The 23,100-nt window shown below is 62.8% G+C and carries 24 protein-coding genes, 1 tRNA gene and 1 pseudogene; 15 read left to right on the top strand and 11 right to left on the bottom strand.

The window, feature by feature from the left end; genetic code table 11:
* Positions 1-185: 185 nt before the first annotated feature.
* From AXW67_RS27095 to AXW67_RS27085, 3 genes are all read left to right on the top strand, one after another.
* A tRNA-Ser gene (locus AXW67_RS27095) sits at positions 186-275 on the top strand.
* A gap of 4 nt (positions 276-279) precedes the next feature.
* Positions 280-597 (top strand): Arm DNA-binding domain-containing protein, encoded by a 318-nt coding sequence (locus AXW67_RS45080; protein ID WP_430648732.1) that lies wholly within the window; start codon positions 280-282, stop codon positions 595-597.
* 1,024 nt (positions 598-1,621) lie between these two features.
* Complete coding sequence (locus tag AXW67_RS27085) at positions 1,622-1,921, top strand: hypothetical protein (RefSeq protein WP_063680354.1); 300 nt, start codon at positions 1,622-1,624, stop codon at positions 1,919-1,921.
* 169 nt (positions 1,922-2,090) lie between these two features.
* Here the strand turns inward: AXW67_RS27085 and AXW67_RS27080 are convergent, their stop codons facing one another.
* Together AXW67_RS27080 and AXW67_RS44370 are read right to left on the bottom strand one after the other, a co-directional pair.
* On the bottom strand, positions 2,091-2,621 hold the full coding sequence (locus tag AXW67_RS27080) for a hypothetical protein (protein ID WP_063680353.1): 531 nt from the start codon (positions 2,619-2,621) through the stop codon (positions 2,091-2,093).
* Positions 2,622-2,731: 110 nt separating this feature from the next.
* A pseudogene (locus AXW67_RS44370) lies at positions 2,732-2,917 on the bottom strand (SOS response-associated peptidase); the annotation flags it as partial.
* Between the two features lie 573 nt (positions 2,918-3,490).
* On the opposite strand from AXW67_RS44370, the gene AXW67_RS43320 reads away from it, so the two are divergent.
* On the top strand, positions 3,491-3,655 hold the full coding sequence (locus tag AXW67_RS43320; RefSeq protein ID WP_198024669.1) for a hypothetical protein: 165 nt from the start codon (positions 3,491-3,493) through the stop codon (positions 3,653-3,655).
* A 306-nt stretch (positions 3,656-3,961) separates the two neighbouring features.
* On the opposite strand, the gene AXW67_RS43315 is transcribed toward AXW67_RS43320, so the two are convergent.
* The 4 genes from AXW67_RS43315 to AXW67_RS27060 form a co-directional block, all read right to left on the bottom strand.
* Positions 3,962-4,138 carry a hypothetical protein gene (locus AXW67_RS43315; protein WP_201723724.1) on the bottom strand — a complete coding sequence of 59 codons (177 nt, stop codon included), beginning with the start codon at positions 4,136-4,138 and terminating at the stop codon, positions 3,962-3,964.
* A 499-nt stretch (positions 4,139-4,637) separates the two neighbouring features.
* Positions 4,638-4,832, bottom strand: coding sequence for a hypothetical protein (locus AXW67_RS27065; protein WP_347336763.1), 195 nt, complete (start codon positions 4,830-4,832; stop codon positions 4,638-4,640).
* 63 nt (positions 4,833-4,895) lie between these two features.
* Complete coding sequence (locus AXW67_RS42850) at positions 4,896-5,072, bottom strand: hypothetical protein (RefSeq protein WP_161491294.1); 177 nt, start codon at positions 5,070-5,072, stop codon at positions 4,896-4,898.
* Between the two features lie 592 nt (positions 5,073-5,664).
* On the bottom strand, positions 5,665-7,320 hold the full coding sequence (locus tag AXW67_RS27060; RefSeq protein WP_082908063.1) for an alkaline phosphatase family protein: 1,656 nt from the start codon (positions 7,318-7,320) through the stop codon (positions 5,665-5,667).
* A 276-nt stretch (positions 7,321-7,596) separates the two neighbouring features.
* Between AXW67_RS27060 and AXW67_RS27055 the strand changes: the two genes are divergently transcribed.
* The 3 genes from AXW67_RS27055 (at position 7,597) to AXW67_RS27045 (ending at position 9,152) form a co-directional block, all read left to right on the top strand.
* Positions 7,597-8,175 carry a DUF2939 domain-containing protein gene (locus AXW67_RS27055; RefSeq protein ID WP_063680350.1) on the top strand — a complete coding sequence of 193 codons (579 nt, stop codon included), beginning with the start codon at positions 7,597-7,599 and terminating at the stop codon, positions 8,173-8,175.
* A gap of 242 nt (positions 8,176-8,417) precedes the next feature.
* Entirely contained in the window at positions 8,418-8,609 is a 192-nt protein-coding gene (locus AXW67_RS27050; RefSeq protein WP_027550938.1) for a hypothetical protein, read from the top strand.
* Between the two features lie 213 nt (positions 8,610-8,822).
* A complete protein-coding gene (locus AXW67_RS27045; protein WP_063680462.1) occupies positions 8,823-9,152 on the top strand; it encodes a DUF1476 domain-containing protein in 330 nt (109 codons plus the stop codon).
* Positions 9,153-9,177: 25 nt separating this feature from the next.
* On the opposite strand, the gene AXW67_RS27040 is transcribed toward AXW67_RS27045, so the two are convergent.
* Positions 9,178-9,756 (bottom strand): TIGR00645 family protein, encoded by a 579-nt coding sequence (locus AXW67_RS27040; RefSeq protein ID WP_063680349.1) that lies wholly within the window; start codon positions 9,754-9,756, stop codon positions 9,178-9,180.
* 196 nt (positions 9,757-9,952) lie between these two features.
* On the opposite strand from AXW67_RS27040, the gene AXW67_RS27035 reads away from it, so the two are divergent.
* A complete protein-coding gene (locus AXW67_RS27035; protein WP_027550941.1) occupies positions 9,953-10,216 on the top strand; it encodes a hypothetical protein in 264 nt (87 codons plus the stop codon).
* A 38-nt stretch (positions 10,217-10,254) separates the two neighbouring features.
* Here AXW67_RS27035 and AXW67_RS44790 read toward each other — a convergent pair whose 3' ends face one another.
* Positions 10,255-10,377 (bottom strand): hypothetical protein, encoded by a 123-nt coding sequence (locus AXW67_RS44790; protein WP_283806470.1) that lies wholly within the window; start codon positions 10,375-10,377, stop codon positions 10,255-10,257.
* An 806-nt stretch (positions 10,378-11,183) separates the two neighbouring features.
* On the opposite strand from AXW67_RS44790, the gene AXW67_RS27030 reads away from it, so the two are divergent.
* A complete protein-coding gene (locus tag AXW67_RS27030) occupies positions 11,184-12,104 on the top strand; it encodes a septal ring lytic transglycosylase RlpA family protein (protein WP_063680348.1) in 921 nt (306 codons plus the stop codon).
* On the opposite strand, the gene AXW67_RS27025 is transcribed toward AXW67_RS27030, so the two are convergent.
* Entirely contained in the window at positions 12,098-13,054 is a 957-nt protein-coding gene (locus AXW67_RS27025) for an alpha/beta fold hydrolase (protein WP_027550943.1), read from the bottom strand. The genes AXW67_RS27030 and AXW67_RS27025 overlap by 7 nt on opposite strands.
* A gap of 153 nt (positions 13,055-13,207) precedes the next feature.
* Between AXW67_RS27025 and AXW67_RS27020 the strand changes: the two genes are divergently transcribed.
* Genes AXW67_RS27020 through AXW67_RS26995 form a run of 6 tightly spaced genes read left to right on the top strand, consistent with a single transcriptional unit; the run spans position 13,208 to position 19,807 of the window.
* A complete protein-coding gene (locus AXW67_RS27020) occupies positions 13,208-14,470 on the top strand; it encodes a D-alanyl-D-alanine carboxypeptidase family protein (RefSeq protein ID WP_027550944.1) in 1,263 nt (420 codons plus the stop codon).
* Between the two features lie 2 nt (positions 14,471-14,472).
* Positions 14,473-15,159 (top strand): dTMP kinase, encoded by a 687-nt coding sequence (gene tmk / locus AXW67_RS27015; RefSeq protein ID WP_063680347.1) that lies wholly within the window; start codon positions 14,473-14,475, stop codon positions 15,157-15,159.
* On the top strand, positions 15,156-16,202 hold the full coding sequence (locus AXW67_RS27010) for a DNA polymerase III subunit delta' (protein ID WP_063680346.1): 1,047 nt from the start codon (positions 15,156-15,158) through the stop codon (positions 16,200-16,202). Before tmk ends, AXW67_RS27010 begins: the two co-directional genes overlap by 4 nt.
* 47 nt (positions 16,203-16,249) lie before the next feature.
* Entirely contained in the window at positions 16,250-18,205 is a 1,956-nt protein-coding gene (metG, locus tag AXW67_RS27005; protein WP_082908062.1) for a methionine--tRNA ligase, read from the top strand.
* 14 nt (positions 18,206-18,219) lie between these two features.
* On the top strand, positions 18,220-18,996 hold the full coding sequence (locus tag AXW67_RS27000; protein WP_063680345.1) for a TatD family hydrolase: 777 nt from the start codon (positions 18,220-18,222) through the stop codon (positions 18,994-18,996).
* Positions 18,997-19,009: 13 nt separating this feature from the next.
* Positions 19,010-19,807, top strand: a complete 798-nt coding sequence (locus AXW67_RS26995) for an MBL fold metallo-hydrolase (protein WP_063680344.1) — start codon at positions 19,010-19,012, stop codon at positions 19,805-19,807.
* 6 nt (positions 19,808-19,813) lie between these two features.
* On the opposite strand, the gene AXW67_RS26990 is transcribed toward AXW67_RS26995, so the two are convergent.
* Both AXW67_RS26990 and AXW67_RS26985 read right to left on the bottom strand, forming a co-directional pair.
* On the bottom strand, positions 19,814-21,184 hold the full coding sequence (locus AXW67_RS26990) for an autotransporter outer membrane beta-barrel domain-containing protein (RefSeq protein ID WP_063680343.1): 1,371 nt from the start codon (positions 21,182-21,184) through the stop codon (positions 19,814-19,816).
* 256 nt (positions 21,185-21,440) lie between these two features.
* Positions 21,441-23,090: an acyl-CoA synthetase gene (locus tag AXW67_RS26985; RefSeq protein ID WP_063680342.1), complete on the bottom strand. Its 1,650-nt coding sequence runs from the start codon at positions 23,088-23,090 to the stop codon at positions 21,441-21,443.
* Between the last annotated feature and the right edge of the window lie 10 nt (positions 23,091-23,100).

Here is a 23,100-nt window from a genome sequence, read left to right as displayed (position 1 = left end):
CTCCAGCCGGGCCTCGCAACCGGCAACGCCCTGGGCGGTGTTACCGATGCCGCCCAAGCTAGCGGACCACGCTGACGCTCGCCTGACAGGTCCGTTTCCGGTGAAGGGCCCGGTCTCGGGTGAGGGCACCAACTTCGCGTTGCCTTGCGCGCTCGCCTGCGTTAAGCGACAGCCATTCCGGGCTTGGAAGGGTGGCCGAGTGGTTTAAGGCACCGGTCTTGAAAACCGGCGTGCCCGCAAGGGTACCGTGGGTTCGAATCCCACCCCTTCCGCCAGTATATGCCCCGTTCGTCGTCGTTCGGACTCCATAGCAAAATCAGTAACTTGCGCCGGAAAGCTGTACTTCGCAGTTCGTCGGTGTTCTTCCTGATCGGGTCCCTTACCGTAGTTTTTGCCCGTGGGTTCGGAGGACGGTTTTTTCCCGGAGGAACGATGGCTGGGAGACTCAAACCACTCGACTTAGAGCGCCAAACGAGGCTCGGCAAATACGCCGATGGCGATGGGCTCTACTTGATTGTCACCGGACCGACATCGAAGAGCTGGTCATCCAGATATTGGAAGGACGGCAAAGAGCGCTGGCATGGCCTGGGTCCTTGAAGGAGTTATCGCTAAAGGAGGCGCGGCTTGCCGGGATGCGGCCCGGCTACGCTCGTGGTCTTCGCGGAATTGGCCTCGCATTTGGCTTGCTGATCGTGATGGAGGGAGGATCGCTCGCAAATTCCAGGCACACGCGGAGAATGTCGCCAGGCAGAGCTCCGTCTTCGACGTACGATTGAGGGCGCGGGAATTGTTGGCAATGCGCGTCCGTTTGAAGCTGCCTGCGTCGAAGCAAAGCCCAACGGACCGCCGGCAAAAAATTGAGCTGCGACGGCCCAGCCGGCTGCCCCGCGGGGTTCAGCGGCGGTCTGACCGCGCACCCATTGACGTCAGCACGCCGAGCACTGGTTCGGCTCGCTCCTTCGTCAGATTGGCCGCCACGTCTGTCCCAATCATTGCTGGACCCTTGAGTTCTCGATCGCAAACCATCCACCCCTTTCCACCGATCCGAATAAGAAATCTGCTCTGCGACGGCACTTGGTCAGTCAATAGTGAACGCTCCCCTGGTCTGCACTTCAACAACCAACAGGGAGAGGCATCTTCGACGCTGCATTTGCATATGTGAATCCGATCGGGAAAACTCGGCATGTTCCGGGACGGAACATCATCCCCAATGTGCTGAAACGAACAGAACGGCTTTGATCTGCGAGTAAGCTCGCAATCGCTTGGCTTCCCCAAGTTGTCCAAGCACCTCCAAGCGGCCCCGGCCCTCCCACACCCCTTAAACCCCATGGCCGGGGCCGACTTTGCGCGGCGCGGCGCCGATCCCTCGCTGGCCTTGGTCTCGAACAGCGCCAGGATCGATACGAAAACGACCCCGACTGCGGCCAAGATCAGCAAGCGAAAAGGGATCGAGCCAGACAGGCTCAGTTCGCCGCACGCGGTGCAGCCTTCAGCACGGGAACGCGTCGCGGACCGCAACAAGCGCTAGCTTCACCATCGTGTGATGTGACGAATTGCACCGAACAGCGTCGGGGTTGTTCAAAGCGTCGAGGTTTTTTGTTCAATCAAGGGAGGACGAAAAATGAAGACAGCGATTGTCACACTTTCTGCCACCATCCTCATCGCCGCTGCTCCGGCCGTGCTTGCCAAGAATGTACCAAGCAAAGCACCGCACCAGCACCAGGTCTCCAAGAAGCACCCTGCGAGTATTTACGGCTACGCTCCGTGGCGTGTGATGCGCGCCAACGGCATGATGACGGGCTATCCAGGAGCCTTTGGCGGCTACGCACCAGGCAGCGGCCCCAAAGACTATACCATCGAAAATTCCAGAAATGCTGGCGGTGGTGGAGGCGGCGGCGGTGGCGGTGGTTCCGGAATGTAAGTAGCCAAGCTCCTATGGTGCCAAGGAAAGGTCGAGGGCCCGATCCGGGCAGCGCGACCGGCATGTGAAAGGTGACCGGAAACGCAACCAGCGGTGCAACGGCCAAGTCAACGGGGTGTCGAGCACGTTGAGCGTTGCGCGACACCCTGAGGGTGCCGACCTGCGTCGTCTACACCGGCGCTCGGTCTTCCTTGCTTGCTGCGCCCAGCTCGAGCACGCTGCTTGGCAGCGTACTCCGCCAAACGGTTTCCAGTGGGATATGCGTGAAGGCGGTCAGCCTTCGCCACCAAGGCGGCCTTACTGTCGAGAGCGCCCCCTCAAGGCGGGCGGCTTTTTCTCGGGCAGTCGCAGTTTCAATGTTGGCTTTGAGCAGTTCGGCCAACAGCTTGTTGGTGCGGCCACACTCTCTCTCGAAGTCCGCCCGGTTACCTCCGGCTATGGCCTTCAGCTCAAGGAGGTCCGCCTGCAACGTCGCAATGTGCTCCTTTAGGGCGGTCACCAGGTGGTCACCGCCCGGGCTCTGGGATGCGCGCGCGTTCGGGGAATGACTGATTTCTGTAAGATCGACTTGAACCAGTGTCTTGCCATCGTTGGAGCGGGAGCGCGGCAAACGGTGCCGCTTGACGAGCGCTCTTGCGGCCTCTGGGGAAATTTTGAGCCTGTCGCCGAGTTCGGCGTAAGTGAGCATCTCGACGGGCATGATGATTCCTCCCGCTTGACCGGACGGTCACCACCCGGACACTGGCAAAATAGCGATCACAGGTTAAGAGTTGGTTTACTATGGTCGGCCGGGTCCTGGCTCAGCACGACTTAGGGTGAGCAAGAGATGTCTTCCTTCGATGCACCCCGAGCAACGACTTTCAGGGTGTCGTCGGGCAGGGGCCGCTGCAGCATTTTCGCCTAGTCCCACAGTGTGCGCATTTAAACGTCGCGCTCCACGTCGGTGGTGAGGATGATCGGCATGGCCTTCAGGTGGATTGGCTCGACCATGGCGTTCGCTCAGCGCTCAGAAGACGTGAGGGCCCCCTTTGCGTCGCTCAGCTTCCGCATGTAGTAGCCTTGCCTTTGAACAGCCGACTTGATCTCGTCACTAACTTTGAGAACCTTCTTCTTGGATTTGCGCCATCGCCCCGACTTGTGTGGGGGTATAGGAAGTCCCTTGCTAACGACGAGCAAGTCCCGTCTTTCGTTTAAATAAACGTCAAACATGTGCCACCCCGAGCCAATTCAACGGGTATCGTTTCGGTGCAAAAGCGCGGTTACAAAATCGCAACGCTGGGCTGGTTTTTTTCGCCGCTTCATCGCAGCACTGTCCCTCTGACAATAACACCTGGCTTTCTGCCCGCATCCTGTGAATAGCGGGGAAGACTCGCGGTGTTCATCCAATATGGCGCGTTCTTCTGCTTGTATGTTGTTCGGATGTCACACGTACACACCAACAGATTTCCGCATCGCGTCGCGGTGAGCGCCTCATGGCTTGCGCCCCAGCCAAGGGAACAAGCTGTGGATTAAAGGCCGGTTGAACCCACTAGGCGCGGTTGATGGAACCAGACGCCGTGGGAGTCAACGATGCCGATTAACGACCTGATAGACAGACTGATCGAAGAACACCGGGGCGACGTTCTCGGGGCCTTGCAGGTGCTCCTTTTGCTCAACGAGCGTCTCGAAGCCGAACTGCAATACTTCTATGAACAATCCGACATCGCTCCACCGCATCGAGGCACGCTGCACTAGACTATTGTTGGCAGAGGTAAGGCCAATCACCTCGTCCGCCGCGCCGTTGGTTGATGCTTGATGCGAGCGCTGCGGAAAGCGGCGGTTGGTTGCCAACGTAGCGGGTGATCACGCGGACCAGGTTGATGATCGCGGCTTGATTGGTCGGATGCTGTAGAGATGGCACATCGGCGACGGCTACGACCGGAATAGCGCGAAGTAGATCACGTACTGCCGGTCCAGGATGCCAGCCGTCATTGACCGATCCCAACTGCCGCATCTGTCACGGGCTTGGCTGGGTGAAAGTCGCGTTAGGTGATCTTCTGCCTACGCGGCGATATTGAACGATGCAATCAGAGCGCGCACGTCGTTTGCCAAATCACGATAGTGCTGGCCCGCACGCAGATACAACTCGCGATTACTTCCATCCACTCGTTTGGCGATCAACTCGCATTCGGCAGCGAGGTTTTCAAAACGCTCGAGCCTGGCTTGGAAACCGGTCATTGGCGCCCCAACTCTTTACTAATAAGGGAAGCGGACGATATTCGCCGGATTAGGTCAGAACGAACATTGTTATTGAATATAATCAAGGCGGGTTGAGACTCGCGCCCGGACCGGACAGGGTCGAGGGAGTACCTGCGCCCGCAGACGCGCCCAGGGCGAACTTTGGGGGACGCTCACGAACTGTGGCCCGCGACGTCGGCCAGGATGGCTCCGCGCCATCATTTTTTGAGGATCAACCCCATCTCTCGCGCCATCTGCTTTACTGAGCCGGTATGCCGGCGAAGAGCTGCGGCAATTTTCGCCGCGCCGAACCGCCGGCGTATCATCACCGACAATCTCTTGCGTTCGATGTCGGTCCATTCCTTCGGCTTCGATGATCTCATGCCGACCAGACCAGTGATGCCCGCCGTGCGCTATCGGCTTACATGAAGAAGCCCTTCCGGCCCGCGCGTGCGCATAGAGAACCCGCCGGCTACAAGATCGGCGGGTTCCCTTCGGGCTAGCTGCCTCGGCTGGAAATGCCGAGGTTGTCGCAGGTCAACGCGAAGGCGTCTTTCGCTTTGGCATCCTCGAAGCAAAAGCACATGCCGATGTCGGCGCGGTCTATATGCCAGTCCACTTTGTTTTCTTTGGCGATGCGAGAGGCTTCCCCGCGCAGGAGATCCAGTTGTCTTCCCGCAGCAAAAACGATCAAGCAATTTTCCTTTGACATTATGGTCGTTCTCCAATCGCAATCAGACGTTATGAAAAATGAAAACTAGATTCCGTCGCTGGCGTGTGGCGCTGCTTCTCCATCGTGATCTCTGTCGCGATAGAGATAATCGCCGAGGTAGTAAATTCCGACAAACGTGAAGAGCCCAAGCGCGGCAAGCACATACTTGCCCCAGTCGGACATGTTGAACGCTGCAGCGTCCCGCATCAGATCAGAGAGCATCGATTGTCCCCATTGATCCCCGGCAGCCAGCTTGAGAGGTTATAGACGGGGCGACAATTGAGCTATGCGGTTTGTGCCAGTTTTTCCTGACTGGGAGAATAGGGTGGTGGCTAGCGATCTTTCTTCGGGAACCGCTGGCCTCCACGGTACGGCGGATGCCGTTATTAGGACACCAAAAATATGAATTTAGGACACTTGCGATTCACATATGAGTTCGCGGGAACCAAGGACATTGGGAAAACTCGAAAGTCCCGGGCGGGCTGAGCCATTTCACTTCGGAATTATTGAAACCAGGAAGGGCCGCTGAGGCCGGGTCAGCGGGCTCCTGTTTTTGGGATCAGGAACGGGCGCTCCACGCCGCCGTTCACCAAGCAGGACCTTGAGTAGTCTTCCTCAAGTGTTTCCTCCCTGACTTGGACCCCAGCCCAACGACAAAGCCGTCCCCACCACGTACGAAAGATGTCGGCTTGCGGGCGAGCAGCAACTCATATTGCACGCGTCAAATGCTGAAAGCGACTGCCCCGACACGCAACGCGCGCCGGGACAGCCTTCCTGCTCTGAACAGAGCAGACGTCGAGACGATCCTGCGGCTTCAGTTTTTCAGGACCTGGACACCTTCTTCGCGAACAGCTTGAAGGCTGCGCGGGTCGAGGTCGAGCGCATGGAGGATGGTCGGCGCGATCTGTGTGGTGAAGGTGGTGTCCTCGACGATCTTCGCGTGCTTGATGCGAGGCGAGGAGACCACCAGCAGCACGTTACGATCGTCGTCGGAAAAGCCGCCATGCTCGGCAAGCTTGCTGCCGCCAGTGCAGATGACGCCATGATCGGTGATCGCGAGGAAGTCCGGCACTCGACTGTTGTGGAACGGATCTTCGTAGAGCTTGGACAGTTCGTCGCGGTCGAGCAATTTCTGGATATGCAGATCGGCGGCGTGAGAGAGAATGTAGGCCTTGGCATCTGCATAGTAGGGATTCCCGGTCGCCGGATTGGTCGCCTGCTGCATTTGCGGCGACAACCAGACCAGCGCCCCGTCGTCACAGATCTCGAAGCCGTTGGCACCGAAACCGGGCGCGTTGCTATACAGCGCGTCAGAGATCGCCACGCGGTCCTTGACGTTGATCGGCGACTGCCCATGCTTGGCGCTGACGATGATCAGGGTCGAATCGTAGAGGTTCTGCGCCTTGAGCTCGTTGACGAACTTGCCGAGCGCGTCGTCCACGAACTGGAATTGCAGCGTGAGCGCATTGCCGGGCGTCGCCTGGGCGTCGGCGTAGCCGCCGATGAGGGATTTGTCGGCATCCGCGTGGCCTGCTTTGGCGAGCTTCTGGCCAACGCTGACCGCCTGGAAGTTCATGCCGAAGATCGCGGGGACCGGTTGATGTTGAGTTCGCGCGCCATCATAGCCGTCAATCCAGTTCAATACCGCCTGCACTTTCAGCGAGTCGTAAGTGCGAACGCCGGTATAGCTCTTGGTGTAGTCGTCGCCAGGCTTGGCGCCGGCGTCGAGCGTGTCCTGCGAATTGATCTCCGGCGCATAGAGTTCGTCGAGGCCCTTGCCCGACGGGCCCGCCAGATCCTCGTAGGCAGGATGCTTGTCGGACCAGGCGGTGCGCATTCCAGCCGCCTTGATGACTTCGAAGATTGTGTTGGTACGAACGTATTCGTGCGGATAGACCGGGACGCACTGGCCGTTGACCAGCTTGCGCTGCATGTGGTCCGGATCGAGCTGCGTGTAAACCTGACCGAGCGTGCCGCCGGCGGTGTAATCGGCCACCAGCCCGCTGTCGTAATCGAAGCTCTTGTCGAGCGCTTCGAAGTTGGTGATCTCGGCGCCAGCCGCACCCGTGCAACCCGGATCCGCGAGATTCTGGCTGGTGTAGAATGCCTTGGAGGGATACGCGGCGCGGTCATAGCTGTCGTCATAGAACAGGCCACCGCCCTTCGGCGTGGCGCCGGTAACCTGTGCGAGCATGCCGGGATAGCTGTCCGACGGAGCGGTGGTAAAAGCGTTCGGATAGACGACGCCATGATTGGTGAGCTGGGCGAAATTGCCGCCAGGGCGGCTTTCGACCCAACGCTTCAGATCGATGGCATGCATGCCGTCGATGCTGATCAGCAATACATGCTTGTAGCCGTGTCGCTGCGAATGCCCACTGTCGTCGTCCGCTCGCGCGACGGTGATGCCGCCGGCAAGCATCGCTGCCGCGACCGCGGCAGTTGACAAGAAATAGTCGCGAAAACCACGCATGAGTTCGCCCCTCGCTGCATTTGATGAGATGAGAATTGCCTTCGTCGAAGCTGCGGCAATCTGTCGCCGTCAGTTGACGTCGCGATGACATTTTTCTTGCGGTTACCTCTTTTTCCCGAAAATCGGGGGGCAGGCTCTTATGATATCCATCGTGCGCGTCGCTCGATGAGTCGCGCGATCGGGCTCATAAGCTTGTCTGGCGACTGCTAACGACTCCGTCCCCGGCTTTGGAAATCCGGGCTTGGAACAAAGGTCGGCGGGCTCGATTGCATTTCCATGAAATGGATCGTCGGCACCCTTGCTGTCGTCCTGACCATTCTTTTGGTCTATGCCGGATCGGCTTTAATCTCCATCTTGGGTCTCGTGTCAGCCGTTCGGAACGGTGACGTTGCTCAAATCATGACGCGGACCGACTTGCCGCGCGTCCGCCATTCTCTCGTCGAGCAGTTGATCACCGCCTACCTCGAACGGCTCGAGCAAAAACGCCCGCTGCGACCGATCGAGGGGATGGCGATTACCTCGCTTGGCACAACGATCGCCGACGATTTTGCCACGAAGCTCGTCACGCCAGAGAATCTGTCAGTGCTGCTGCGCAGCGGGACCGTCGGCAACGCCGCGGAGAATATCAGTTTTGGGACGATGTCATCGCTAGCTGATCTGGACGCGTCAAACATCTTCGTCCTCCTCGGACGGATTCGTCCGATCAAGCCCGACGAATTTGGGCTTGGGTTCGGTCGGGGCGAAAACGCCGGCAGTATCAGCATGCATTTCGAGTGGACGGGCTGGAAGCTATCGGGCGTTGGCCTGCCGCAGCGAATCGTAGCCAACATGGTCGATCGGCTGCCGACGCGTTGATCCACATCGTTGAAGGTCAATCATCCCGCTTGCGCAAACGCTCCTTGCCGCAGCATTTGGATGGATTTTTGCAATGATAGCGTGATGGTTGGGCGCTCCTGGCTTGGCGTGCCCGCAGGGTATCGTGTTGCGTCCCCTTTTTTCGGCACTAAGCACCTGATATTCTGATGACTCTGGCTCACCGCGCAGGTCAGCCCGGGCGCGCCTATGGAACCTTGCCGCCATCTCCGCGTTGTCTCGGCATGACCGAGAACGTTTCCTTCCGACGCAAACCCTTGACCCCCGAACAGCGTCAGGCGCGCGATGCGGCCCGGCGTCAGGAGGCGGAGAAAGCCATGCGCGACCATGAGGCCGCGCAGAAGGCGTTCCATGCCAATCGCGAACGGCTGAAGGCCGAACGGCTGGCGCGCGAAGCGGCTGCGGCCAAGGATTGATCCGCGCAGGTCTCGCCCGTCACCACTCTTCCGAAAAGGCAGCCGGCCCCAAGCGCCGGCTGCCTTTTCGCCGTGCGCCATCGCGTACCTCGACGACGGAGGCTTGACGGCACTCCGCTTCCGGGAGGAAGATTCAAACAATCCTGAACTGGCGAGAACCACGGAGACGATCGCTTCCAGTCCCTCATTCGGCGCAACGCAATGGAGCTGAGAATGACTACGTTCGACAAGCGCGAGCAGGGTTTTGAGGCCAAATTCGCCCACGACGAGGAGCTCATGTTCAAGGCCACGGCCCGGTCCAACAAGCTGCTCGGCCTGTGGGCCGCGGGGCAGCTCGAGCTCACGGGGGATGCGGCGGCGAGCTATGCGACCGCGCTGGTGACCGCGAGCCTGGAGAACCGGTCGGTCGACGAGACCTTGCGCAAGGTGTCGAACGATCTAGCCGGCAAGGGCATATTGCCCGAACAGGTCGCGCAGAAGATGAGGGAATGCCTGCATCAAGCGCTGGCGCAGCTCGAAGCCCTGCCGAGCGACCAGCGCTAGCGATCAGCGGCCCCTGGCCGGCGGCTCACTCCGCGTGCCTGCGCGCGCCACTGTCGCTGAGCTTGTCGACGAAGGCGATGCCAATCGCCGAGGCTATGAAGGTGATGTGGATCAGCACCTGCCACATCACGCCCTTCTCGGTGAAGCCGGCGCGGTCCGAGCCGAGATTGCCGGCCTCGATGAAGGTGCGCAGCAGTGCGATCGAGGAGATGCCGATGATGGCCATCGCGAGCTTGATCTTGAGCACGCTCGCATTGACATGGCCGAGCCATTCCGGCTCGTCGGGATGGCCGGCAAGGTCGAGCCGGGACACGAAGGTCTCGTAGCCGCCGACGATCACCATCACCAGCAGGTTCGAGATCATCACGACGTCGATCAGCGCGAGCACGCTCATCATGATCTGCTGCTCGGTGAGGTCGAGGGCGTGCCAGGACAGATGCCAGAGCTCCTTGACGAACAGCGCGATGTAGACGCATTGCGCGATGATCAGCCCAAGATAGAGCGGCAATTGCAGCCAGCGCGAGCCGAAGATGACCATCGGCAGTGCGCGCAGGCGCGGCGAGGGCGGGTGGGGTCCGGTCCTGGTCTCAGGCTCAACCAACATTCGGGCAATATCCACGCAGTCTCTGATCCCTCCCCATCTAACCCGACAAGATGGCCGGCGGAAGACGCCGCGCTTGCAGGCCGCTCCCTGCAGATCGCGCGGCCGCATGCTATCCTGCCGAAACGGTCGTCGCGCGATGGCCTTGGGGCGGAGGTGAGTGGTGTCCGGCAGTCTTCTTGGCAGAACTTTCGGCAGGATCGTCAGCACGACCGGCCTGGTCCTTGCAGTCCTTGGCGCCGGCATGACCGGAGGGTCGGCGATGCCGCTGACGCCGTTTCGCTACGAGGGGCAGGCGCAGCGCCATTGTCCCGGCGACAAGGTGGTGTGGCTGGATTTCAGGAAGGGCGTCTACTACGCCAAGGGCCAGAAGCGTTACGGCCAAGGATTCGATGGCAGCTTTGTCTGCCTGAACGAGGTCCGCGGTAGCTCCTATCGCCGTTCGCTGCTGGGCTTGCGCTGAGCGGTACGCCGCCAATCAGGAAAGAGCGGGGTGTTATTTCAGCCAGGCAGCTTCACCGGCACGTGCGGGGAGGTGCTGACGACCCGGGGACTTCCGTCGGGATACGTGCGGCTGCCGCGGATCAGCGATTCCAGGACGATCATGAATTTCTCTGCAAGCATTTTCGTCACCCCTCGTTGGTGATGGCCTCTTGAAATTAAGTCGAGGCGTCGGTTGCGAAAATTCAATCAACTAAAAGGGAGCCCGACAATCCGGGACAACCCACGCTTTGCTGCGACGCGATACGGCTTTGATCATGCCGAATGAATTGGGGTGGGGTCAGCCGAAGGCCAGGGCCACGAGACTGGAGCACAGCAGCACCAAGCCGCCAGCGGTCAATGCCAGGAAACCATCCGATACGAAGTCATGGTTGCGCATGGGACACCTGCCGCTCTTGTCTTCGATGCTCCGCCGGATTGATTAAAAATGTCCGAACGTGCCGTCGTGGAAAAAGAGGTGATGCGTGTCGCCGCGCGGGCGCCCTCAGGCGCGCGTGCGGTAACCTTCAAACGCATGGGCCAGGAAGATGCCTGCGCTCACCAGACCCATCAGTGCCGAAACCGTCTCGATCATCGTCAGATTCCAATCCGCCCCTGCACCCGAGAGAACGCGTGCAGCCTTGCACAGTCAAAAGAATTCCGGTGAGCACCGCGACAATGGGGGTGGAGTGAGGATTCGGCGCAACAGACTGTCCGGGCCTGATACAGCGAAACGTGTCCGCGTTCCGTAGTCCAACGGAGAGAAACGAACTTTCAGTTTACCATCTTGGTGCGACGAGCGCGGGCTCCCCATTTCCGCCGTGTTCCGGTTGCGATATCGTCGTGACGTCCGACGCGGTGGTGGGCCGCGCTGGATAAACCCCGGCAGAAGGCCTGTCCGCAATCAAGGCGGGTTGGGCACGCGTCCGGCGAAATGGTATTTGGGGCGAATGGGGATCCGGTCAGATTCGGTAGTACGGGCCGCGCGCGGTGTTGCTGCGGCTGCGATCTGTCTTGCGCTCGCCAATTGTGCCTCGTCGGGCAAATTCGCCAGCCGTGTCGATCCGAAATACGGCGTCTCCTCCAGCCCCCGGGTTGTTGCCTGGGGCGAACCGGTCCCCAAGGGCGGCGGCACCTACCGTGTCGGCAAGCCTTATGTCGTGGCAGGCCGGACCTACGTGCCTGAAGAGGACGTCAACTACCGCGCGGAAGGCCAGGCCTCCTGGTACGGCGATGACTTCCATGGCCGCCTGACCGCCAATGGCGAGGTGTTCGACATGGGCTCGCTGACGGCGGCGCATCCGACCCTGCCGATGCCGTCCTACGCGCGGGTGACCAATCTTTCGAACGGCAAGTCGCTGATCGTCCGCGTCAATGACCGCGGGCCCTATCACGGCAACCGGCTCATCGACGTCTCGAACAAGGCCGCCGAACTGCTTGAATTCAAAGGCAACGGAGTCGCCAAGGTTCGCGTCGAATATGTCGGCCGGGCGCCCCTGGAAGGCTCCGACGACCGCCAGCTGATGGCGACCCTGCGCACCGGCATTCCGGCGCCGTCGCCCTCGATGGTCCGGGTCGCCTCGGCAAAACCGTTCGTGCCGGAGCTGCCGTCGTCGACCCGCGGTGCCGTCCGCGGCGAGGTCCCGATGCCGGAGGGGCGGCCCTATAGTCTCGGCAGCACCTCCGCCGATGTCGCCTCGATTAACGCAACCTCGGAAATGTCGGCCTCGAGCCGCAGCCGCGGCCGGGCGCTCCAGAACACCCGGCAGGTGTCGTATGACGAGGACGGTCGCTACGCCAATGATGGCGGCTCGGTCTCCGATGGGGCCGCGGAAGCCCGCAGCATTCTGACCGGCCGCGGCCTCTACTGAGCCGCGCTCTCCTTCAGGAATGTCACCAGCGCAGCGTTCACCTCGTCGGGCCGCTCCTGCTGCACCCAGTGGCCGGCGCCATCGATGATCAGCTTCCGCGTGAGGTTCGGCAGCACCCGCTCCAGCTCGTTGACGCGCTTGGCTCCGATCAGGCCGGTGATGACGGCGTCCCGCGAGCCTGCGATGAAGAGGGACGGCTGATGGATCTGTGCATCTTGCCAGGGCGCCGTGAGCTCCCAGTTGCGGTCGATGTTGCGATACCAGTTCAGTCCGCCGCGGAAGCCGGACTTGCGGAAGGTCTCGGTGAAATAGGCGAGGTCGGTTTCGGATAGCCAGGCGGGCAGCGGCTCCTCGGTGGTTGCATGGCCGAGAAAGCCCTTGCCCTCCTGCACGAACATGGCCGCGGTGGGATCGGCAAGTCCGCGTCCGCCGAGCACGATGCGCATGGTGCGAGCGACGTCGCGCTCGAGCTCGGCCTCGGCGACGCCGGGCGTCTGGAAATATTGCCAATAGAAGTTGGTGACGCCGCCCTGGCGCAGCAGGTCGAGCGGCTTGCCACGGCCGCGGAACGGCGGCGGCACGCTGAGGCCCGCGACCGCCGTGAAGATATCGGGACGGAATAGCGCCGCGTGCCAGGCGACCGGCGCGCCCCAGTCGTGGCCGACGACCATGGCTTTGGTTTCGCCGAGCGCCTGCACCAGGCCGACCACGTCGCCGACCGTATCGAAGATCGAATAGGCTGAGACCTCGGATGGCGCCGCGCTCTGGCCGTAGCCGCGCATGTCGGGCGCAACGACGTGGAAGCCGGCGGCTGCGAGCGCCGGGATCTGGTGGCGCCAGGAGTAGGAGAGTTCGGGCCAGCCATGGCAAAGCACCACCAGCGGTCCCTGGCCCTGCTCACGGATGAAGAGCTCGATCCCGTTGGCCTTGATGACGCGGGTGGAAGACATCGCTTTTCCGCCTTGTTTCAGGGGTTTGGTCGAAAATCATGAGGTTCCACGATAGGGGCGTGGAAAGAATCGTGCAATCTCCGGGGTGAGCGACCATCCTCGTGTTGTTCGCACCGGTTCCAACTGTTAGAACGCCGCTCTCAGGGCTTCGCCATGGCATTTCGCATTTCTTTGCCGCGTCCAAGCCGGCCCACGGCCGGGACGCTGGCGCGTGGCCTGATCGCGACGCTTCTCGTTGTGAGCGTCGGCTGGAGTGGAGTGCTCTACGCCGCCAACCAGAGCGTTCAGGGTGCCAAGAAAACGGAAGATTCCGGCTTCGACGGCGATGCGCCCACGGCGATCCTGATCGAAGCCTCCAGCGGCAGCGTGCTGTTCGAGAAGAACGCCGACGAGCTGCGCGCGCCCTCCAGCATGATGAAGCTGATGACCGCGGAGGTCGTCTTCAATGCCGTCAAGAAGGGCGACATCAAGCTGACCGACGAATATCGGATCAGCGAGAATGCCTGGCGCAGGGGCGGCGCGCCGTCCGGCGGCTCGACCATGTTCGCCGCCATCAACAGCAAGGTTTCGGTGGATGATCTCCTGCATGGCGCGATCATCCAGAGCGGCAATGACGCGTGCATCGCGCTCGCCGAAGGCATCGCCGGCAATGAGCGCCTTTTCGCTGCCGACTTCATGACCAAGCGCGCCCGCGAACTCGGCCTGACCAGATCGACCTTCGGCAACTCCAACGGCTTGCCCGACCCCGGCAACAAGATGACGGTGCGTGAGCTCGGCATCCTCGCCCGCCACATCATCCTGGATTACCCGGAATTCTACAAACTGTTCGGCGAGAAGGAGTTCACCTGGAACAAGATCCGCCAGCCGAACCGCAATCCTCTGCTGAATTCAATGGAAGGCGCCGACGGCCTGAAAACCGGCTACACCAAGGAAGGGGGCTACGGCATGGTCGGCTCGGCCGTGCAGAATGGCACGCGGCTGATCGTCGTCGTCAACGGGTTGGAAGACCCCGAGGACCGCGCCACCGAAGCCAAGAAGATGCTGGAATGGGGCTTCCGCAATTTCGAGACCCGCGTGCTGATCGCGGCCGACCAGCCGGTCGGCTACGCCAAGGTGTTCGGCGGGGAGAGCCGCTCCGTCAAGCTCGTCGCCAAGGAGCCCGTGAAGGTGATGGTGCACAAGAACGGGAACGACAAGCTGATCGCGCGCATCGTCTATAGCGGCCCGGTGCGCGCGCCGATCCAGGAGGGCCAGCCGGTGGGCGTGGTACGGGTCTGGCGCAGCGGCAGCATCGCGGTGGAGACGCCGGTCTATGCCGCAGAGGCGATCGGCACCGGCTCGACCATGCGCCGCGCGATCGACGGCGCCAGCGAGCTCGTGATCGGCGCCTTCCGCGCAGGCGCCGAGAAGCTCTGATCATGACCGAGACCACGGTACAGCGCCCGTCCGGACGCGGACGCTTCATCACCTTTGAAGGCGGCGAGGGGGCGGGCAAGTCGACCCAGATCAAGAAGCTCGCCGACCGGCTGAAGGCGGCCAAGCTCCGCATCGTCGTCACGCGCGAGCCGGGCGGCTCACCTGGCGCCGAGATCATGCGCCATCTCGTGCTCTCCGGCATGGGCAAGCTGCTCGGGCCCGAGGCCGAGACGCTGCTGTTTGCCGCCGCGCGCGACGACCATGTCCGCACCCGGATCCAGCCCGCGCTCAACCAGGGCGCCTGGGTCCTGTGCGATCGCTTCGCCGACTCGACGCGGGCCTATCAGGGCAGCGTCGGCAGCGTGCCGGCCGGGCTGATCAACGCGATGGAGCGGGTCACGATCGGCAATCTCAAGCCGGACCTCACCTTCATTCTCGACCTGCCCGTCGAGATCGGCTTGCAGCGTGCCGCCGCACGTCGCGGCAAGGGGGCGCCGGACCGGTTCGAGGGTGAAAACCTCAGGTTCCATCAAGGCCTGCGCGACGCCTATCGCAGGATCGCGGCGGAAGAACCCGCGCGCTGCGTGCTGATCGACGCCAACGCCGATGTCGACACGGTCGCCGGACGCATCTGGACCGCGCTGCGCGAGCGCCTGCTTCCCACGCCAGCATCGGCGGTTTCGATATGAGCCCGCGCCAGGCCGAGCGCGGGGCCGCCATTGCGCATCCGCGCGAGAACGGCCGTCTGTTCGGCCATCACGAGGCCGAGCTGGCGCTGCTCACCGCCTATCGCAGCGGGCGCATCCCGCATGCCTGGCTGATCGGCGGGCCACAGGGGATCGGCAAGGCGACGCTGGCCTACCGGATGGCGCGCTTCGTGCTCGCCCACGGCCAGCCGCTTGCGCCGGCCGTGCAGCGTGCCGAGAGTCTGGCGCTCGATCCCGACGACGCCGTGGCGCGGCAGATCGCCGCCGGCTCGCATGGCGGCCTGTTGACGCTGGAGCGCACCGCCAACGATCGCGGCGTAATGCGCACCGTGATCACGGTGGACGAGACGCGTGAGACCATCGCGTTCTTCGGCTCGACGGCTGCGGCGGAAGGCTGGCGCGTCTGTATCGTCGACACCGTCGACGAGCTCAATCCGAACGCGGCGAATGCGCTTTTGAAAATTCTCGAGGAGCCGCCGCAGCAATCGCTGTTCTTGCTCGTGAGCCACGCGCCCGCGCGGGTGCTGGCGACGATCCAGTCGCGATGCCGCAAGCTGCGCCTGCGTCCGCTCGCAACCGACGAGGTGATCAGCTCCGCGGCAGCCGCCGCCGACATTGAGCCGAGCGACCCGGCGCTGCGCGAGGCGGCGGAGGCCTCAGAGGGCAGCGTCGCGCGGGCGTTGACGCTTCTCGGCGGCGATGCGCTCAAGCTGCAGCAGCGCACGGCCGCGCTGCTCGCGCGCCTGCCGCAGGTCGATCCGCGCGAATTGCACACGCTCGGCGATTCCCTCGGCACCAGCGACCGCGTCGCGCTCGCCGCCTTCATCGACGGCATCGATCGCTGGATCGCCGAGCGCCTGCATGCGGACGAAGCCTGCGCCAACCAGAACCTGCCGCGCCTTGCGCGCCTTGCGGAGGTATGGGAAAAGATCGTCCGCGCCGCGCGCGACACCGAAACCTACAATCTGGAGCGAAAGCCCTTGGTTTTCTCGGTGTTCGGCTGGCTGGCGGACGCAACGCGCTAGGCGCAGGTTCGTTTCCAAATTTTGAGAAGCCGGTAAAGGAATTCGTGGTGGCAACGCGAGCTAAGAAAACCGTCAAAGCCAGGAGCGGCAAGAAGGCTGCGAAGAAAGCCGCCAAGAAGGCGACGAAGGCGCGTGCGCGCAAGGCTGCCAAAAAGACCAGGAAGGCGGCCGCCAAGAAGGGCGTGAAAAAGACGACGAAGGCGGCAAAGAAAGCCGGCAAGAGAGCCGCGAAGAAGCAGGTCGTCGCCAAGAAGGCTTCGAAGAAGAAGGCTGCCAAGGCACCGGTCAAGACACCGGCCAAGGCTCCGGCGAAGAAGGCGGTCAGAAAAGTAAGGGTGGCTGCGCCGCCCGTCGCGTCGGTTCCCGTCGTCGCTCCGCCGAAGTCTGTGAAACCAAAAGCGCCGCGCGCGCCGAAGCCTGCTGCTGTTCCGCAGATCGCCGAGCCCGTTGCCGCATCTGCGCGCAACAACGCATTCTACATCACGACGGCGATCGCCTATCCCAACGGCAATCCGCATATCGGTCACGCCTATGAGGCGATTTCGGCAGACGTGCTCGCGCGCTTTGCGCGGCTCGACGGCAAGGACGTGTTCTTCCTGACCGGCACCGACGAGCACGGTCTGAAGATGATCCAGACCGCGCAGAACGAAGGTCTCACTCCCTCCGCGCTCGCCACCCGCAACGCCGGCCGCTTCAAGGAGATGGACGAACGCCTGAACGTGTCGTTCGACCGCTTTATCCGCACCACCGAAGCGCAGCACCATGACTCCAGCAAGGAGATCTGGCGGCGCATGGCCGCCAATGGCGACATTTACGCCGACACTTATTCCGGCTGGTACTCGGTGCGGGATGAGGCCTATTACGCTGAGGACGAGACGCGCCTCAACGATGACGGCGTGCGCCTTGGTCCCCAGGGCACGCCGGTCGAGTGGGTCGAGGAGAAGAGCTACTTCTTCCGCCTGTCGTCCTATCAGGACAGGCTGCTGAAGCTCTACGAGGAGCATCCCGACTTCATTGGCCCGGACGCGCGCCGCAACGAGGTGACGAGCTTCGTCAGAAGCGGCCTGCGCGATCTCTCGATCTCACGCACAACCTTCGACTGGGGCGTGAAGGTTCCTGATGACGAAGAGCACGTGATGTATGTCTGGGTCGACGCGCTCACCAACTACATCACTGGCGTCGGTTTCCCCGACGAGAACGATGGTAACTGGCGCTATTGGCCGGCCGATGTGCACATCATCGGCAAGGACATCATCCGCTTCCACGCGGTCTATTGGCCGGCGTTCCTGATGTCGGCCGGCATTCCGGTGCCGAAGCGCGTCTATGCCCACGGCTTCCTGTTCAACAGAGGCGAGAAGATGTCGAAGTCGGTCGGCAACGTCGTCGACCCCTTCAACCTCGCGGATCAGTATGGCGTCGACCAGATGCGCTATTTCTTCCTGCGCGAGGTGCCGTTCGGCCAGGACGGCAACTACAACCACGAAGCCATCGTCGCGCGCATCAATGCCGATCTCGCCAACGATCTCGGCAATCTCGCGCAGCGCTCGCTGTCGATGATTGCCAAGCAATTGGGCGGTGTGCTGCCCGAGCCCGGCGAGTTCAGCGATAACGACAAGGCGATCCTCGGCATGGCTGATGGCATGATCGCAGCTAGCCGCGAGGCGATGGCGAGCCAGCAGATACATCACTGGCTCAACGCCGTGTGGGCCGTGGTCGCGGAAGCCAACCGCTACTTCGCGGGCGAGGCACCTTGGGCGCTCGCCAAGACCGATCCTGCGCGGCAGAAGACGGTGCTGTATGTGACGGCGGAAGTGGTCCGCCAGATCGCGATCCTTGCCCAGCCGGCGATGCCGACCGCCTCGGGATTGCTGCTCGACAGCCTCGGTGTCCCGGACGGAGAGCGCAACTTCGCCATGCTGGGCGGTGAGAGACGCATCGCGGCGGGTTCGACGCTGCCGGCGCCGACGCCGGCGTTCCCGCGCTACATCGAGCCGGCGGCCTAAGGGGCGTTCGCACGATGCTGGTCGATAGCCACTGCCATCTGGATTTTCCGGACTTTTCGGAGGATCTCGACGGGATCGTGTCGCGCGCGCGTGCGGCCGGCATCAAGCGCATGGTGACGATCTCGACGCGGGTGCGGCGGCTGACCGAATTGCTTGCGATCGCCGAGCGGTATGACGACGTCTACTGCTCGGTCGGCACCCATCCGCACAATGCGGATGAGGAAGACGGTATCGCGCCGGACGAACTCATCGCACTGACACAGCATCCCAAGGTCGTCGCGCTCGGGGAGGCCGGGCTGGATTATTTCTACCACAACGGCTCACCGGAGGCGCAGGCGAGGGGCTTTCGCGCCCATATCGCAGCAGCGCGCGCAACCGGCCTCCCGCTCGTGATTCACACCCGCGAGGCGGACGAGGATTGCGGCCGGATCCTGGAAGAAGAAGTCGCGAAGGGATCGTTTCGCGCTGTGCTGCATTGTTACACGGGTGGGCGCGAGCTGGCGATGAAGGCGGTTTCGCTCGGGCTCTACATCGGCTTCACGGGCATCCTGACCTTCAAGAAGTCAGAGGCTCTGCGAGCGCTCGCAGCCGAACTGCCGTCCGATCGTATTATGGTTGAAACAGACTCTCCCTATCTTGCGCCCGGCAAGTTTCGGGGCAAACGCAACGAGCCGGCCTATGTGGTGGAGGTCGCAAAGGTACTCGCCGAAACGCGCGGCGTGTCGCTCGAGGAAATCTCCCGCCAGACCACCGAAAACTTCTTCCGCCTGTTCTCCAAGGTGAAAGCGTAAGACCAGGAGCCGCATGACACTGACGCTGACGATCCTGGGCTGCGGCTCCTCCGCCGGCGTGCCGCGTCCGGCCCTCGGCTGGGGCGCCTGCGATCCCGACAACCCGAAGAACCGTCGGCGCCGCTGCTCGCTGATGGTCGAGCACACCGCCGACCACGGCACCACGCGCATCGTGATCGACACCTCACCTGACCTGCGCGAGCAACTGATCGATGCCAATGTCGATCACATCGATGCGGTGTTCTTGACGCATGAGCATGCCGACCAGACCCACGGCATGGATGATTTGCGTTCGGTCGTGCTGCACATGCGCCGGCGCATTCCGACCTATTTCAATCAGTCGACCGCCAAGGACATCATGGCGCGGTTTTCCTACTGCTTCATCTCGCCTGAAGGCAGTGACTATCCGCCGATCCTGACCCGGCATTCCATCGAAGCCGGAGAAAGCCAGACCATTTTGGGGAAGGGCGGTGCGGTCACGCTCTCGGCCTTCATCGTGCAGCACGGCCAGATCCCGGCGCTCGGCTATCGCATCGGCAACGCCGCCTACACGCCCGATCTCAACGACATCCCGCGGGAAAGCTGGGGCGCGCTGGAAGGTCTCGATCTCTGGATCGTCGACGGCTTGCGTTACACCACTCACACCAGCCATTTCAGCATCAATGACGCGCTGTCCTGGATCGAACGATTCAAGCCGAAGCGCGCGGTCATCACCAACATGACGGCGGATGTCGACTACGAGGTGCTCAGGCACAAGCTGCCCGCGGGCGTCGTGCCCGCCTATGACGGAATGCGCCTGGAGACGCACTGAGCCTGCCTACCAGGCGTAGCGCAGCGCGGCCCTGCCGGTGTAGGAGCGCAGCAGGCTCGAGAGCTCGCTGTCGAAATTCGCCGCGGCGGACCAGCCATCGATCCCTCGCAGTTCGAACGCAACGCCCGCCAAGGCCGAGTCGGCCGCGCGCAGTGTGCCGCCGGTGAAGAAGCTCTGGCCCGGCAAGGCCCGGAATGTCGACGGCGTCGATTGCGTCGCGCTGACATCGTGCGCCCAGGCGAGCCGTCCTCGCAGGTTGATCGAGCTCCCCGCAAGCCCAAACGATGTGCTCGTGCGCAAGCCGAGCTCGGTACGGCCGTCGGTGAAGCTGCTGTCGCTGCCGGCCGCCGCTGCAAACCCACCTGCCGCATAGGCCGGCTGGCCGCCATTGCCGGGCAGGCGGAACGTCGTGACCTCCGCGGCCGCATAGGGCGTAACGCCGAGCCAGCGCGTGGCAAAACGATAGCCGCTCTCGATGCGGCCGGAATAGGCGTTGGCGTTGAGGGCCGCGTTGAGCTGGTCGGTCCCCGCTGGCGTCGCCGCATAGCCGTTGGTGATGGCCTGCCAGCCATAGGCCAGCGCGGTCGCAACATAGGCCGCTCCGATGGCGTGCCTGACGAAAGCGCCGGCCTGGAACAGATCGGATTGGCCGCTGGAAAAATTATTGGCAAAGCCGGTGCCGCCGCCCGCGAGCGCAAATCCCATCCGCGTCTGCGGCGAGAGCGAATAGTCGGCGCCAACGACGGTGCCATAGCTCCGGTTGGCGGCGCCGGCGCCGCCGGTCGACACCTGTGATCCACTGAAGCCCGCTGCCCAGACGTTCCAGTGCGGGGCCGCGAGCGAGGGCTTGCCGTAGATCGCCTCATAGGCCTCGCGTCCGATGCCGCCATGCGTCTGGTCGTTGCCCATGGACGCGTAGGCCGTAAGCTCCGCATCGAATTCGGCAGGCGTAGCGCCGCGGCCATCGATGGCGGGATCGAGCAGGGTCCGCGTGAACTGCGTCATCGCGAGGAAGGTGGCCTGCGCCTTCCCGGTCTGCGCGGCGCCGTCGGGGCGGCCGCCAAAGGCCTGTTGCATGCCGACGAACCTCGGCCCGCCGGCGGCGCCTTGCGGATCGGCGTTCCAGCCGTAGCCCGGCTGGATGCCGCCACCGCCGCTGCCATTGCCGAACCACGCGCCGGCGAAAGGCGGTTGCTGCGGGCCGCCGAACATCGTGGGACCGGCGAAATTGTTGAAGCCGTAGCCTACATTCGGGCCGGCGGGCCCAGGACTCTGCCCGCCCGCGAACGCGCCGAGCTCGCGCATGGTCTGCGCGCTGGCCGCGCCGGGCAGCAAGAGTCCAGCCGTCAATAGCAGCAGCGCCAGACGCGCACGCACGTCTGCGCTCACGACACCAACCGCATGAAACGCCCCAACCGCGCCGGTCGCCAGCCGCGAGCTCCGCGCGGCGAATCATCTGGAATCAGCGAATCCGACTGGTTGTGAGGGTAGGTTGGTCTCTAACGTTTTCCAACCTTTTCCGGTCGTGTCTTGATGTCGTCGGACGTGCAGAATCGATTGCAGGCGAATCGCGAGCAGCACGAAGCGCCGCGTCAATCCGCGGCCTTAGGGGCGCATCCGTTCACAGGTCAGCTCAGGCCGAGATCGCCTTGGTCGATCCGACCTCGTTGCGCAGCAGGAATTTCTGGATCTTGCCGGTCGAGGTCTTCGGGATCGGTCCGAACACGACGGCCTTCGGCGTCTTGAAGCCGCTCATGTGAGTGCGGCAGAAGGCGATGATGTCGGCTTCGCTTGCGCTGGCGCCGTCCTTCAGCTCGACGAAGGCGCAGGGCACCTCGCCCCATTTCGGATCGGGTTTTGCCACCACGGCCGCGAACAGCACAGCCGGGTGCTTGTAGAGGATGTCCTCGACCTCGACGGAGGAGATATTCTCGCCGCCGGAGATGATGATGTCCTTGGAGCGGTCCTTGATGATGACGTAGCCGTGCTCGTCGAGCACGCCGAGATCGCCGGTGTGAAACCAGCCGCCTTCGAAGGCTTCCTTGGTGGCCTTCTCGTTCTTCAAGTAGCCCTTCATCACGATGTTGCCGCGGAACATGACCTCGCCGATGGTCTCGCCATCGCGCGCCACCTCCTGCATGGTCTGCGGATTGATGACAGTGACGGCTTCCTCTAGCGGATAGGATACGCCCTGCCGGCGCTTCATACTCGCGCGCGCGGGCGCGGGCAGTTCGTCCCAGCCGGGCTGCTCGGCGCAGACGGAAGCGGGGCCGTAGACCTCGGTCAGACCGTAGACGTGAGTGAGCTTGATGCCGATGCTCTCGGCACCCTCCAGCACAGCGACCGGCGGCGCAGCGCCGGCGATCAGGCCGACGACGCGGCGCGCGGCGTTGCCTTTGGGCGCATCGGGTGCGTTGATCAGCGTGTTGTAGACGATCGGCGCGCCGCACATGTGGGTGACGCCGTGCTGCTTGATCAGCTCGAAGATCTTGGTCGGTTCGACCTTGCGCAGGCAGACATTGATGCCGGCGGCCGCCGCGATCGTCCAGGGGAAGCACCAGCCGTTGCAGTGGAACATCGGCAGTGTCCAGAGATAGACCGGATGCTGGCCGAGATTGCCGGCGAGGATGTTGCTCACGGCGTTCAGATAGGCGCCGCGATGATGGGTGACGACGCCCTTGGGATTGCCCGTCGTGCCCGAGGTGTAGCTCAGCGCAATGGCGTCCCACTCGTCCTGCGGCAGGATCGCGGTGAAGTTCGGATCGCCTTCCGCAACGGCAGTTTCATAGTCGATCTCGCCGATCCGCTTGCCGCCCTTGAACGCGGCGTCGTCGACGTCGATCACGAGGGGCTTGGGCCCCGTCATCTGCGCCAGCGCATCAGAGATCACGCCGGCAAATTCGGGATCGACCAGGATGATCTTGGCGCCGCCATGGTCGAGCTGGAACGCGATCGAGGGCGCATCGAGGCGGATGTTCAGCGCATTGAGCACAGCGCCGGTCATGGGCACCGCGAAGTGCACTTCGTTCATTGCCGGCACGTTCGGCAGCATCGCCGCGACGGTGTCGCCGACGCCGATGCCCTTGCCTGCAAGCCAGGAGGCAAAGCGCCGGCAGCGCTCGTAGGTCTGCGCCCAGGTAAAGCTACGGCCTTCGTAGACTGTGCTGACGTGATCGGGATAGACGGCGGCGCTGCGCGCAAGGAAGCTCAGCGGCGTCAGCGGCACGTAATTGGCGGGAGTCTTGTCGAGGCCGAGATTGTACTGGTTGTGCCGGTCACTCATCGACACCCTC

The sequence above is a fragment of the Bradyrhizobium neotropicale genome (assembly GCF_001641695.1).
Taxonomy (GTDB): domain Bacteria; phylum Pseudomonadota; class Alphaproteobacteria; order Rhizobiales; family Xanthobacteraceae; genus Bradyrhizobium; species Bradyrhizobium neotropicale.
The sequence above is the reverse complement of the archived record's forward strand: the minus strand, read 5'-3'. Positions and strand labels throughout refer to the sequence as shown.